General features: G+C 68.4%; 9 protein-coding genes. 6 read left to right on the top strand and 3 right to left on the bottom strand.

Annotated features, from left to right (window positions below; all coding sequences use genetic code 11):
• Nucleotides 1-16 precede the first annotated feature (16 nt).
• Nucleotides 17-1,171, bottom strand: a complete 1,155-nt coding sequence (locus FRZ61_RS22430; RefSeq protein WP_151119831.1) for an ABC transporter substrate-binding protein — start codon at nucleotides 1,169-1,171, stop codon at nucleotides 17-19.
• A 426-nt stretch (nucleotides 1,172-1,597) separates the two neighbouring features.
• On the opposite strand from FRZ61_RS22430, the gene FRZ61_RS22425 reads away from it, so the two are divergent.
• The 5 genes from FRZ61_RS22425 (at nucleotide 1,598) to FRZ61_RS22405 (ending at nucleotide 8,555) form a co-directional block, all read left to right on the top strand.
• A complete protein-coding gene (locus FRZ61_RS22425) occupies nucleotides 1,598-3,121 on the top strand; it encodes an ABC transporter substrate-binding protein (protein ID WP_151119830.1) in 1,524 nt (507 codons plus the stop codon).
• A gap of 305 nt (nucleotides 3,122-3,426) precedes the next feature.
• The gene (locus FRZ61_RS22420; RefSeq protein WP_151119829.1) at nucleotides 3,427-4,377 is read left to right on the top strand and encodes an ABC transporter permease; all 951 of its coding nucleotides are present in this window, start codon (nucleotides 3,427-3,429) and stop codon (nucleotides 4,375-4,377) included.
• 7 nt (nucleotides 4,378-4,384) lie between these two features.
• Entirely contained in the window at nucleotides 4,385-5,278 is an 894-nt protein-coding gene (locus tag FRZ61_RS22415; RefSeq protein ID WP_151119828.1) for an ABC transporter permease, read from the top strand.
• Complete coding sequence (locus tag FRZ61_RS22410; RefSeq protein WP_151119827.1) at nucleotides 5,275-7,374, top strand: dipeptide ABC transporter ATP-binding protein; 2,100 nt, start codon at nucleotides 5,275-5,277, stop codon at nucleotides 7,372-7,374. Before FRZ61_RS22415 ends, FRZ61_RS22410 begins: the two co-directional genes overlap by 4 nt.
• Nucleotides 7,375-7,385: 11 nt before the next feature.
• A complete protein-coding gene (locus FRZ61_RS22405; protein ID WP_191909164.1) occupies nucleotides 7,386-8,555 on the top strand; it encodes a mandelate racemase/muconate lactonizing enzyme family protein in 1,170 nt (389 codons plus the stop codon).
• 24 nt (nucleotides 8,556-8,579) lie between these two features.
• On the opposite strand, the gene FRZ61_RS22400 is transcribed toward FRZ61_RS22405, so the two are convergent.
• Both FRZ61_RS22400 and FRZ61_RS22395 read right to left on the bottom strand, forming a co-directional pair.
• The gene (locus FRZ61_RS22400) at nucleotides 8,580-8,969 is read right to left on the bottom strand and encodes a response regulator (protein ID WP_191909163.1); all 390 of its coding nucleotides are present in this window, start codon (nucleotides 8,967-8,969) and stop codon (nucleotides 8,580-8,582) included.
• Between the two features lie 227 nt (nucleotides 8,970-9,196).
• On the bottom strand, nucleotides 9,197-9,859 hold the full coding sequence (locus tag FRZ61_RS22395) for a response regulator (protein ID WP_191909162.1): 663 nt from the start codon (nucleotides 9,857-9,859) through the stop codon (nucleotides 9,197-9,199).
• Nucleotides 9,860-9,978: 119 nt separating this feature from the next.
• On the opposite strand from FRZ61_RS22395, the gene FRZ61_RS22390 reads away from it, so the two are divergent.
• Nucleotides 9,979-13,065, top strand: a complete 3,087-nt coding sequence (locus FRZ61_RS22390; RefSeq protein WP_191909161.1) for a PAS domain-containing hybrid sensor histidine kinase/response regulator — start codon at nucleotides 9,979-9,981, stop codon at nucleotides 13,063-13,065.
• Nucleotides 13,066-13,162 lie beyond the last annotated feature (97 nt).

Below are 13,162 nucleotides of genomic sequence, written 5' to 3'. Positions count from 1 at the left end.
GGAGGGACCTCCACGATCAAGCGCGCGGCTTCGCGCTCCGCTGATGCAGATCCGTCAGCCGGTCGAACAGCGTGCCGAACGCGGTCTCGCCGCGCAGATGCTGCTCGATGAGCCGGCCGCCTTCCGCCTGGAAGGCGAGATAGCCGGCATAGCGCGGCCGGATCCAGCAGCCCTCCATCGTCGCCCGCGTGTCGCGATAGCAGCCGCCGAAGCGCCGGACGATCGCCGGATTCTCCCAGCTGTCGATGCGCGCCGGCTGCCCGTGATGCGCGGCGAAGGTCCTCTGCGTCGCGGATTCCATCAGGTAGCGCGCATAGGCGAAGGCGGCCTCGCGGTCCTTGACCTTGGCCGAGATGCCGAGCCCCGCGCCGCCGATGGTCGAGCCGCGCGGATCGGGGCCGACCAGCCCCGGCAGGTTCGAGAAGCGCAGCGGATGGGCGATGTCGGCCTCGGCATAGGTGGCATAGCAATAGACCGCCGGGCAGAAGACCAGGTCCTCGCGCGCGACCATCGCGTCATGCAGCTCGATGCTGTTCCAGTCGAGCGCCTCGCGCGGACAGTAATTGAGCAGCGCCTTGATCGCGTCGATCGCGAGCTTCGCCGTGTCGCGATCGATCAGCGATCGCCCGGGCTCGGTGGCGCAGGGCCGTCCGAGATTGGCGCAGAGCGTGAAGAAGGTCATCAGGCTGTGCACGCCCCTGAGCCCGATCGCGAGCTTCTGCCCCTTGCGCCGCACGGCCTCGCCCAGTTGCAGCAGGTCGGGCCAGGTCGCCGGTAGCGGATTGTTGTATCGGGAAAGGAGGTCGGGCCGCGCGACGGCGACCTGGCAGGCGGCATCGACCGGCAGCGCCCAGATCCGGCCCTCATAGCGGTAGGTCGCGAGCGACGGGCCGACGAAGGCCTGCGCCAGCGCCGGCGTCACCAGCTCGTCGAGCGGCAGCAGCGCGCGGCTCCGGGCGATGTCGCCGCAAAAGGGATGATCGAGGATGATGAGATCGTAGCGCTCGGCGAGCTCCTCGATGGGCGTGAACTCGAAACCGTGCAGGGGCCGCGAATCCCAGCCGACGGCGATGCCGGGATGACGGCGCTGGAATTCCGGCAGGGTCGCGAGCAGGGGATCGATCGCGCGCCGATGGCCCCAGGTCATCCCGCTGAGCCGCCGTTCCGCCATCGTCCCTCTCCTGCGCAATCCCGCCAGCGGGCGGGGACGCTAACATGGGCGATGATGAAGTCCAACGAGACGAACGGTGATCCGCGATTCCGGAATCGGCGGGCGATAATCCGACCGGGGCGCTTGGACGATCGCGCGCTGGGCATATCTTCTTATGTCGATGAGGCGGGCGGAGTGCGGAGCCCCGGCGTCCTCCGCCGATGCCGCGTCCGGCATTTCGCACTGATCCACGCGGGCCGGCGCTTTCTTGACTTGGGAAAACCAACATCGCTACTGTGAGAGTCTATATAACCGCACCGAATTCCGGTATTTCGGAATTCGAGAAAACAAGGATCGGGCGTGGCCGCCGCTATCGGCTCGCCCGGCCCCCGGCACCGGCGGAAGATCGGCGTCGGGGCAACGCCTCATGGGGAGGAGGGTGGAGCGATGACCTATCGTACAGGCTTGCTGGCTTGCGCCTTGATCGGCGCGGGCCTGGTGATGAGCGGCGGCGCCTGGGCCGCGGCTGGCGACGAGTGCGTCAAGGTGCTGGGGTACGAGTGGAGCGGCGAGAAGCAGTCCATGGACCCCGCGGACATGCATTCCGGCGACGATGCCTATCACACCTTCGCCGTCTATAACCGCCTCGTCGATGTCGACGACAATTTCAAGGTCCTGCCGGAGCTCGCGACCGAATGGTCTTCCTCGGCCGACGGCCTGACCTGGATCTTCAAGCTGCGCGAGGGCGTGAAGTTCCACAGCGGCAAGGATTTCACCTCCGCCGACGTGGTCTACAGCTTCAAGCGCCTGCTCGATCCGGCCCTGGGCTCGGGCGCCCAGGCGGTGATGGCCTTCCTCGATCCCAACGGCATCAAGGCGGTCGACAAATACACGGTCAGCTTCACCACGCCCAAGCCCGTCTCCGAGCTGCCGGTGCTCATCACCAACAAGTTCACCAACATCGTGCCGGACGGCGCCAAGCATGAAGACCTGATCCTTCACGAGGACGGCACCGGCCCCTTCATGCAGGAGCAGTTCACGCCGAACGCGCCGGTCCGCATCCTCAAGAAGAACCCGAACTATTGGCAGGCGGGCCTGCCCAAGGCCGACTGCCTGCGCATCACGGTCGCGCAGGAGCCGGTGGCGGCGGTCTCGGCCATCAAGGCCGGCCAGGTCGATCTGGTGCTGAACGTCGATCCATCGGTGATCCCGGCCCTCAAGGACGACCCGAACGTCACGCTGCTGCAGACCGGCGCCTCCAACTCGATGACGATCTCGATGTGGATCGACACCAAGCCCTTCGACAATCCGAAGGTGCGCGAGGCGATGAAAATGGTGGTCGACCGGCAGGCCATGATCGACACGGTGCTCCTGGGCTATGGCGAGCCCGGCGCCGACAATCCGGTGCCGATCCCCAACCCCGCGTCCTACGTGAAGGAGGCGCCCAAGCAGGATATCGCCGGCGCCAAGAAGCTCCTGGCCGAGGCCGGCTATCCGGACGGCCTCAGCTTCGATCTCTACACCGCCGAAGGCGTGCCCGGCATGGTGCGCATGGCCCAGGTCTATGCCGAGATGGCGAAGCCCGCCGGCTTCAACATCAACGTCATCGTGACGCCGGCCGAGAGCTTCTGGGACGATGTCTGGCTCAAGAAGTCGATCGTCACCTCGGCCTGGTCGATGCGTCCGCCCGGAGAGGGACTGGCGGTCGCCTATACGCAGAACGCGAAATGGCCGGAGACCCATTGGAGTCGTTCGGACTACGACGCGCTGCTGCTCCAGGCCAACACCACGGTCGATCCCGCGGCCCGCACCAAGCTCTACCAGCAGGCGGGCGAGATGCTGGCGAAGGAAGGCGGCCTGATCCTGCCGATGTTCGTCCATCAGGTGGTGGGTCTGCGCAAGGGCTGCGAGGGCTACACGCCGCTGGCGCAGAACTTCAACCTGAACTTCGAGAACCTGAGCTGCAAGTAAGCCGACGACGGCCCCGGGGTGCATGAGCAGCGTCCCGGGGCCGTTCTCGCTCTTTGCTCTTTGCGCTCTAAAGGCGGCGCTCCAACGTCATCCCCGCGAAAGCGGGGATCCATCTTGATCCAGCGGACCAAGCTTTGAGGTGGTTCCCCGCTTTCGCGGGGATGACGCCAAAGACAGCGCCAACAGATGAGCCAAGAACGGCGATGCGGGCGGGGCGAGATGCCGAAAGAATCGCCATGCTGATTGAATCGTGATTTCTGCCGAGGTTCGATCGCCGTGAGCCAGGAAGAGGGGACGCGACGCCGATGATCATGCTGCGCCTCGTCACCGGCCGCGTCCTGCTGACGCTCGTCACCCTGCTGCTGGTCTCCTTCATCGTGTTCGGGATGCTCGAGATCCTGCCGGGCGACGTCGCCTCGCGCATTCTCGGTCGCGATGCGACGCCCGAGGCGCTGGCGGCGCTCCGGGCCAGGCTCGCCCTCGACCAGCCCGCGATCTGGCGCTACGGACACTGGCTCTGGGGCGTGCTGAGCTTCGATCTCGGCAATTCCCTCGTCAGCGGCCGCCGCGTCACCGATATCCTGGCCCCCCGCATCTACAACACCGTCCTGCTCTCGATCTACGCCTTCATCCTCTATATCCCGCTGACCGTGATCCCGGCCCTGATCCAGGCGGTCAAGCGCGACCGGATGGTCGATCACGGCTTCTCGGCGCTGACGCTGGTGCTGCTCTCCATGCCGGACTTCCTGATGGCGACGGTGCTGCTCATCCTCTTCGTCATCACCATCCCGGTCCTGCCGGCCATGTCGATCGTCGACCAGACCTCGGGCTGGCACGAATATCTCGAGGCCATGACCCTGCCGGCGATCACGCTCGCCATCGTCATGGCGGTCTATGCCGTGCGGATGCTGCGCGACAACCTGATCGAGGTGCTCGATTCCGACTATGTGCGCATGGCCGAGCTCAAGGGCCTGCCGCCGGCCCGCGTGCTGCTGCGCCATGCGCTGCCCAACGCGCTGGTGCCCACCCTCAACGTGACCGCGCTCAATCTGGGCTATCTCGTCGGCGGCGTGGTGGTGGTGGAGAAGGTCTTCGGCTACCCGGGCTTCGGCAGCCTGCTGGTCGATTCGCTGCAGCTGCGCGACCTGCCGGTCATCGAGGCGACCGTCATGATCGCCTCGACCGTCTATATCGCCGCCAACCTCCTGGCCGATATCGGCGCCATCCTGCTCAATCCGCGGCTCAAGGGGCGCTGATCCCACGATGGCCGCCATCACCGCCGAACCCGCCCCGAAGCCGCGCCGCCGGCGCCTTGGCGCCTTCCTGCGCCGGACGCCGATGAGCTTCCGCATCGGCGCCTTCATCCTCTTGGTCCATCTGGTCGTGGCCGTGACCGGTCCGTTCTGGGCGCCCTATGGCTTCGCGCAGATGGGCGCGGGCATTCCGCTGTCGGGCATGAGCTGGGCCCATCCCTTCGGCATCGACCAGCTGAGCCGCGACATCTTCAGCCGCGTCGTCCATGGCTCGCATATCGTGATCCTGCTTTCGCTCTCAGGGACAGCACTGGGCCTCGTCGTCGGCGCCATCGTGGGATTGCTCTCGGGCTATATCGGCGGCTGGTTCGACGACATCCTGCAGCGCTTCATCGAGGCGCTGATCAGCATTCCCTTCCTGGTGCTGGCGCTGCTGGCCATGGCCGCGGCCGGTCCCGAGGTCGCCGGCAATCCGGTCCTGGTGGTGCTGGTGGTGGCGCTGGTCTATGCGCCGCGCATCGCCCGCATGGCGCGCGCGGCCGCGATCGACATCGCCACGCGCGACTACGTGACGGTGGCGCGGCTCCGGGGCGAAAGCCCCTGGTCGGTGATGCGCCGGGAGCTCCTGCCCAACGCCACCAGCGTGCTCCTGGTCGAGTTCGCCCTGCGCGCCGGCTACGCCCCGGTGCTGGTGGGCTCGCTGGGTTTCCTGGGTTTCGGCTTGCGCCCGCCGACGCCGGAATGGGGCCTGATGATCAGCGAGAACCGGGCGCTGCTGATGGTCTCGCCCGTCACCGTGCTGGGGCCGGGCCTGACGCTGGCCTCGCTGGTGGTGGGTCTCAATCTCTTCACCGAGGGCTTGGCGCGCATCCTCGGGCGCAGCGTGCGGCTGGGCGACCGATGAGCGAGCCCGAGATCCTGCTGCGCGCCGTCGACCTGCAGGTCTCCTACCGGCAGCAGGAAGGCTGGCTGCCGGTGCTCCACCGCGTCAATTTCGCGATCCGGCGCGGCGAGACCTTCGGGCTGGTCGGCGAATCCGGCTGCGGCAAGTCGACGGTGGCGCTGCAGCTCCTGGGCTACCGCCATCCGAGCGCCCGCGTCGAGGGCGGCCATATCGAGTTCGGCGGCCGCGATCTCCTGACGCTGCCGCGCCGCGAGCTCGACAGGATCCGCGGCGACCGCATCAGCTTCGTGCCGCAGAACCCGACGACCGCGCTCAATCCCGGCATGCGGGTCGGCGACCAGGTGGTCGAGATCCTGCGCCTGCATAAACGCGTAGCCGATGCGGCGCAGGCGCTCGCGCGCGTGACCGAGCTCTTCGGCCTGGTGGGCCTGCCGACTCCCCGGGCCCTGCTGGGGCGCTATCCGCATCAGCTTTCGGGCGGCCAGCAGCAGCGCGTCTGCATCGCCATGGCGCTCGCCTGCGATCCCGATCTCGTGGTGCTGGACGAGCCCACCACCGGCCTCGACGTGACCACGCAGGAGCAGATCGTCGAGCTCCTGATCGATCTGCGCCAACGCATCGGCCTCTCCATGCTCTATGTGACGCACGATCTGGGGCTGCTGTCGCAGATCGCCGACCGGGTCGGCGTCATGTATGCGGGTCATATGGTGGAGATCGCGCCCGTGGCCGAGCTGTTCCATCAGCCGCGCCATCCCTACACCCGCGGGCTCATCGGCTCGATCCCGCGCATCGACCGGCCCGACGAGCCGGCGGCCCGGCCCTTGCGCGGCCTGCTTCGCCGCAACGAGCTTCCCGCCGGCTGCCCGTTCCAGCCGCGCTGCGATTTCGCCGAAGCGAGCTGCGCCGTCAACCACCAGACGCTGGACCGCGTCGCGCCCGGTCATGAGGTCGCCTGCCAGCGCTGGCGTGCCCTGCTGGCCCCGGCCGTGGCGGCGGCGGGCGAGGCCGCCGCCCCGCGCGCGACGGTCGAGCCCGAGCCGCCCTTGCTGGCCCTCGATCACCTCTCGATCGCCTATGGCGCCACGGGTGGCGCCCTGTCGCGTTTCCTCGGGGCCGCTCCCTTCGTCGCCGTGCGCGATGTCAACCTCGCCATCGGGCAGGGCGAGACGCTGGCGCTGGTGGGCGAATCCGGCAGCGGCAAATCGACGGTCGCGCGCGCCGTCAGCGGTCTCTTGCGGCCTCATGACGGCCAGGTGCTGCTACGGGGCCAGAAGCTGGCGGGCCTGGTGCGCGAGCGCTCGGGCGATCAGCGCCGCGAGATCCAGTACATCTTTCAGAATCCCGACGCCTCGCTGAATCCGCGCGCGAAGATCGGGACGATCCTCGCCCGTCCGCTCGAGATGTTCTTCGATCTCGACCGCCGGGCGACGCGCGAGCGCGTGCTCGAGGCGCTCGCCGATGTCCGGCTCGATGCCGGCTATGCCGATCGCTATGCGGACCAGCTCTCCGGCGGTGAGCGCCAGCGCGTCGCCATCGCCCGCGCGCTGATCGCGCGGCCCACGCTCCTGCTCTGCGACGAGGTGCTCTCGGCCCTCGACGTCTCGGTCCAGGCCAATGTGCTCGACCTGCTGCGCCGCCTGCGCAGCGAGCATCAGGTGGCGATGCTCTTCATTTCGCACGACCTGGCCGTGGTCCGCTCGATTGCCGACAAGGTGGGCGTGCTGTTCCAGGGCCAGCTCATGCAGCTGGGCCGCACGGAGGACATCTTCGCCCCGCCCTTCCATCCTTATACCCACAGCCTTCTGATGGCGGTGCCCGATCCCGACCGTCCGCGCCGATCCATGCCCGCGGCCCGCCGCGTTGCGGCCAGGCCCGCTATGGCGACCGGCTGTCCCTATGCCGGTCGCTGCGCCTGGCAGCCGGGTCCGGTCTGCGAGACCGCCACGCCGCCCTGGCGCAAGACCGGGCGCGGGGCCGCGATCTATTGCCATCTGCCGCTCGACGAACTCGCCGCCCGCGCGCGATGGACCCCGTCCGAGGCGACGGCCCCATCCCCCGGCGCGTCGCCGTCACCTTCCCCCCGCTCCCTGGCGTGAGAACCCCCACCATGAAGATCACCGAGATCGAATGCTTCGTCCTGCTGGTGCCCGACTACCGCGCCGACGCCTGCAGCTCGGCCCAGGACAATCTGGTCGTGAAGATCCATACCGACGAAGGCCTGGTCGGGATCGGCGAGACCGACACCAACCCCTGGGTCGCCAAAGCGATGATCGAGGCGCCCGGCACGCACATCATGGGACTGGGCCTCAAGGAGATGCTGATCGGCGCCGACCCGACAGACGTCGAGGGGATCTGGGAGCGCATGTACAAGGGCTCGGCCATGACCGGCCGCCGGGGCCTGGGCATCTGCGCCATGGGCGCGCTCGACATGGCGCTCTGGGATCTCCGGGGCAAGGCCGAGAACAAGCCCTGCTGGCAGCTCCTGGGCGGGGCGCTCAACACCATCACGCCCTATGCCTCGCTCCTGCCCGACGGCAACACGCTCGAGGAATATACCAAGGTGCTGGTGCATCGCGCGGTCGAGGCCAAGCGGCTGGGCTTCAAGGCGGCCAAGCTCGAGATCTGCATCAAGGGCCCCTATTCGCACAATTCGCTGCAGATTCCCGACGACCGCGAGATCGCGCGGATCGTGCGCGCCTGCCGCGAGGCGGTCGGGCCGTCGATGACGCTGATGGTCGACGTCGCCTATTGCTGGCAGGACTGGAAGGAGGCGCTGCGGGCGATCGAGCTGTTCGCCGATGACGACATCTATTTCATCGAGACGCCGCTGCCGAGCGACGATTACGAGGGCTATGCCAAGCTGGTGAAGGCGTCGCCGATGCGGGTCGCGGCCGGCGAATGGCTCAATTCGCGCTTCGAGTTCCTCGAGCTGATGGATCGCGGCGCTCTCGACGTGGTGCAGCCCGATGTCGGCCGCGTCGGCGGCCTGACCGAGGCGCGCCGCGTGGCGCTCCATGCCCGCGACCGCGGCATCGTCGTGGTGCCGCATTGCTGGAAATCGGCGATCGGCATCGCGGCCTCGGCCCATCTGGCCGCGATCGCGCCGACCTGCACCTATATCGAGTTCCTGCCGCACGGCCTCTCGGACTCGCGTCTCAGGCGCGAGCTGGTGCCGGACGAGCTGCCGGTGGTGGACGGCGTGATTCCGCTGCCCACCAAGCCCGGCCTCGGCATCACCGTCTCCGACGCAGCGCTCGAGGCCTTCAAGGTCGCGTGAGGCGGCGGCGCCCCGGAGCCGAGATCAGGCGGCCGGCTCCGAGCGGAAGCGGGCCGCGTGACGGGCGAGCCGCGCGAGGAACTCCTTCGGCTCGATCGGCTTCGGCGTCACGAAGGCGGCGCCCATCGCCTCGAACAGCCGGGCAACCAGATCGTTCAGCGCCAGGTCGGCGCCGGTGATGCCGATCACGGCGACGTCGTGTCCACGCTGGCCGATCTCGCGCAAGAGCTCGATTCCGTCCATGTCCGGCATCAGCACGTCGGTGATGACCACCTGACAGGCATGCGCCGAGAGGTGATCGAGTGCCTGCTCGCCCGAATCGACGCAGGTCACGCGGTGGCCGTCGCGGCGCAAGAGGGTGGTCATGTAGTCGGCGAATGACGGATCGTCATCCACCAGAAGGATGTCCGGCATGGTTTCTTCCCCTGCCCTGGGCCGCGAGCCCCGCTCGTCTCCAGCCCTTCCGGGGGAGACGTCGATCCAGGCGCTGCGGCATTGATGCGATGCGAGCCTCGCGCCGATCGGCCCTCGGGGCTTGCGTTGGCCGGGAACATAGCGATGCGAGCCGGATTGTCCCTCCGCGCGAGGCATAATATGCGTCGGTATGGGAAATCGCCGGTCGGGCCCGGCGCCGGGCAGGATCAGAGGGGCGGTTCGACCAGCCGGTCGCGCACGGCCTTGGCGATGGCGGCAGCCCGGTTTCGAACGCCGAGCTTCTTCACGATGCGCTGGGCATGGAGCTTGATCGTGATCTCCGCCAGGTCGAGCGAGCGGGCGATCTCCTTGTGCGACGACCCCGCCACCATCATGGTCAGGATCTCGTGCTCCCGCTCGGTCAGAGGGGTGGGCTCGATGCCGTTTCCGGCCGGCGAGGCGGGTGCGGCCGCGTCGCTGGCGAATGCCGCCAGCTCGTGCGGCACATAGATCGCCCCGGACAGAATCAACCGGATCGCGGCCAGGATGACCGGCGGGTCGAAGGATTTCGGCAGGAACCCGACAATTCCGTTCCTGAGCCCGCCGGCGACCGCGTCGCTGTCGAGATTGCCGGAGATCAGGGCGAGCTTGGTATCGGGATACCGGGTCCGGATCGTGCCCAGCACCGACAGATCGGTCATGCCCGGCATCCGCAGATCGAGCAGGGCGAGGTCGCAGGGTTGCGCCGCCAGCAGGGTCACGGCCGGCTCCAGCGCCTCGACGGCGCCCACGAGCTGGAATTCGGGCGTCCGCTGGATGAGGTCCGCCAACGCCGCCCGGAAGAGCGGATGGTCGTCCGCGATCAGAACCGTTGCAGGAGGTATCGCCATCCCAAGGTCCATTCTCCGGCCACTATACGAAGGTATAGGGCGGTTGCGAATACCCCATACCTCGGCCCTGAACCGGCCCGAACCGGCGGATGCTAGAAACGACGGGACGAGGAGCGGCAATGAGCATCTACGAGGCCGGCACCCTTTTCCTGGTCGTGACCAGCCTCATCAGCGGCGCGCTGCTCCTGATGATGTGGCGGCTCGACCGGGGCGAACCGGCGCTCGGGACCTTTGCCGGGCTTCATCTGCTGGGCCTCGTTCCCAACCTCCTGACGGCCTGGCCCACCCTGGTGGGGGAGGCGACGGCCTATATCGTCGATGTCGCGACGGGCGTGACCGTGGCCGGCTTCGTCCTGGGCGCCCTGCAATTCTCCCGCCGTCCGATCTCGTGGCGGTTCGTCGCCGGGATGGCGGTGACGATCTCGACCCTGCTGCCGGGGCTCCGCTCGGTCGCCGCCGAGCCCTTCGCGCTCACCGTCGTTGAATCCGCGATGATCTGCGCCGGCCTGCTCGCCACCGGCTGGGCCTTCTACCGGCGCTGGCGCGAGACCGGCTTCTTCTATTATGCCGCCCTTACCTGGGTGACGCTGGGCTGGGCTCTGGCCTATGGCGCGCTGCCCAGCCTCTATGGAACCGAAAGCGGCTTCCTCGCGAGCTGCCTGATCCGCTCCACCTTCCGGCTCTCCACCTCGATCCTCCTGGCCCTCGCCTCGCAGCGTCTCCTCGTGGAACGGCTGCGCACGCAGGTGAAGAGCCGCGAGAAGGCGGAAGCGGTGGCGCTCGCCAGCCAGCGCCGCTTCGAGGACCTGGTCGATCTCGCCTCCGACTGGGTCTGGGAGATGGACCGCGACCTGCGTTTCACCTTCGTCTCGCCGACGATCACCGCCACCACCGGTGTTGCCGCCGACCAGTATCCGGGCAAGACCCTGCCGCAGGTGCGGCCCGGCCATGAGACGGAGATCCTGGCCGAGGCGATCGACCATCTCGAGCATCGTCGGCCGTTCCGCAACCTGGTCGTTCAGTCGCGGCATGGCGAGAGCGGCCGGAACATCCACTACATGGTCAGCGGCAAGCCGGTCCTCGACGAGGAGGGCCGGTTCGCCGGCTATCGCGGCACCGGGAAGGACCTGACGAGCGAAGTCGAGACGCGCTCGGCGCTGGACGCGATCGTCGGCGGCGTCGCCCATGCCGTCGGGGAAGGTTACTTCCAGGCCCTGGTCCGCCATCTTGCGGATGGCCTGGAGGTCGATGCCGCCTTCGTCGCGGTGCCGGAGCCGAACCACGAGCATGCGCAGGCGCTGGCCTGGTACGACCGCGAAGGCAGCACGCCGTTGCCGCGATACAACCTGCCGGGAACGCCCTCCGAGAAGGTCATGAAGGAAGGCTTCCTGGTCCGGGCCTCCGGCATCACCGATCTCTATCCCGAGGACGAGATGTTCTCGCAACAGCGGATGGAAGGCTATGCCGGCACGCCGTTGCATGACAGCACCGGGCGGCCGATCGGCGTGCTGGTGCTGCTCTCGCGCAAGCCGATGACTCAGCCGGACCTGATCCGCACGGTGCTGAGCGCGCTGGCGCCGCGCGCGGCGGCGGAGCTGGAGCGCCAGCTCGGCGAGCGCCGCTTGCGCGAGCAGGAGGAGCGCTTCCGCGCCGTGCTCGACAACATGCCGATCGGCGTGGCGCTCAAATCCGAGGGCCGGGTGCTGGTGGTCAACCAGACGCTGGTCCGCTGGTTCGGCACGGGACGCCAGGATCTGGAGGCGATGCCCGAGGGCGAGGCGCTGATCCAGGCCGGATGGAGCCCCGAGAGCCAGCGCACGCTGCGCCTGCTGCAGCAGGAGGCGGAAACCAAGTCGGCCCTGGTGACGCGCGAGATCAATGTGCCGCTGGCCGACGGCCGGTCCCACGACATCCTGGTTTCGGCCTTTCCGGTGATCGGCGGCACCGGCCTGGCCATCGCGCATGGCATCGCCATGACCGACATCACCGAGCTGCGCCAGGTCCAGGCGCACCTGACCCAGGCCCAGAAGATGGACGCGCTGGGCCGGCTTGCCGGCGGCGTCGCGCACGACTTCAACAATATCGTCGGCGCCATCGCGGGCTTCGCCCGCTTCATCGTCGAGGACACGCCCGAAGGCTCCGACATCCATGCCTATGGCGAGCGCATCCTCACCGCCTCGACCCGCGCCAAGCAGCTGATCCAGCAGATCCTGGCCTTCTCGCGGCGCAAGGAGACCAAGGCGCAGCGCATCGCCGTGGCACCCATCCTCGACGAGACGGTGGCGCTGCTGCGCGCGACTCTGCCCCAGACGACGCGGATCGAATCCCAGGTCGCGGCACCCGATCTCGCGATCGACGGCGATCCGGCCCAACTGGGCCAGGTGCTGGTCAATGTCTGCGTCAATGCCAGCGACGCGCTCTTCGGCCATGCCGGCACCGTGGCGCTCGAGGCGAGCAGCCAGTCGGGCGAGGAGGTGGCGCGCGAGCTCGAGCAGAAGGGGCTCGTGGCCGAAACCCCGGCGGGCCTGCGGCTGGTGGCGGGGCATGTCGATCGCACGCTCGACTATGTCCGCATCCGCGTCTGCGACACCGGGATGGGCATGCCGCGCGAGGTGCTCGAGCGCATCTTCGATCCCTTCTTCACCACCAAGCCGGCCGGCCATGGCACCGGTCTGGGCCTGCCGGTGGTGCAGGGCATCGTGATCGGGCAGGGCGGCGCCATGGCGGTGACGAGCCGGCCGGGCGAGGGCACGGATTTCCGCATCTGGCTGCCGGCGGCCTCGGCCGAGCGCCCGGCGGTGGCGCGCGGCCCGGTGCTGCGCCCCGCCGGCAACCGGCGGCGGATCCTGGTGGTCGACGACGATGACGATTTCGGCGACATGGTCGCCGCCTCGATGGAGCGGCTCGGCTACGAGGTCGCGGTGGCGACCCGCCCGCAGGACGCCATCGAGGCCTTCGAGGACGATCCCGCCCTCTGGGACCTGGTGATCACCGACCAGAACATGCCGGTCCTCTCCGGGCTCGAGATGATCGCCAAGCTGCGCGGGCGCCGGCCGGATCTCCCCTGCATCCTCTGCACCGGCTATGCCGACGACACGGTCGAAGCCGCGGCCGCGCGCGCCCAGGTCAGCGCCTTCCTGCCGAAGCCGGTCGACCTCATCGTGCTGCGGCAGACCGTGACGACGCTGCTGCGCGCGGCGGAGTGAGGGGAAAACTCGGCTTCGAGCTCGCCCCGAAGACCTGTCCCTTCCCCCCTTGTGGGGGAAGGTTAGGACCTGTCCTCCGTAGCTCGAAGAGCGAAGG

The organism is Hypericibacter adhaerens, from assembly GCF_008728835.1.
Classification (GTDB): Bacteria; Pseudomonadota; Alphaproteobacteria; order Dongiales; family Dongiaceae; genus Hypericibacter; species Hypericibacter adhaerens.
This window is presented reverse-complemented; position numbering and strand designations above follow the sequence as displayed.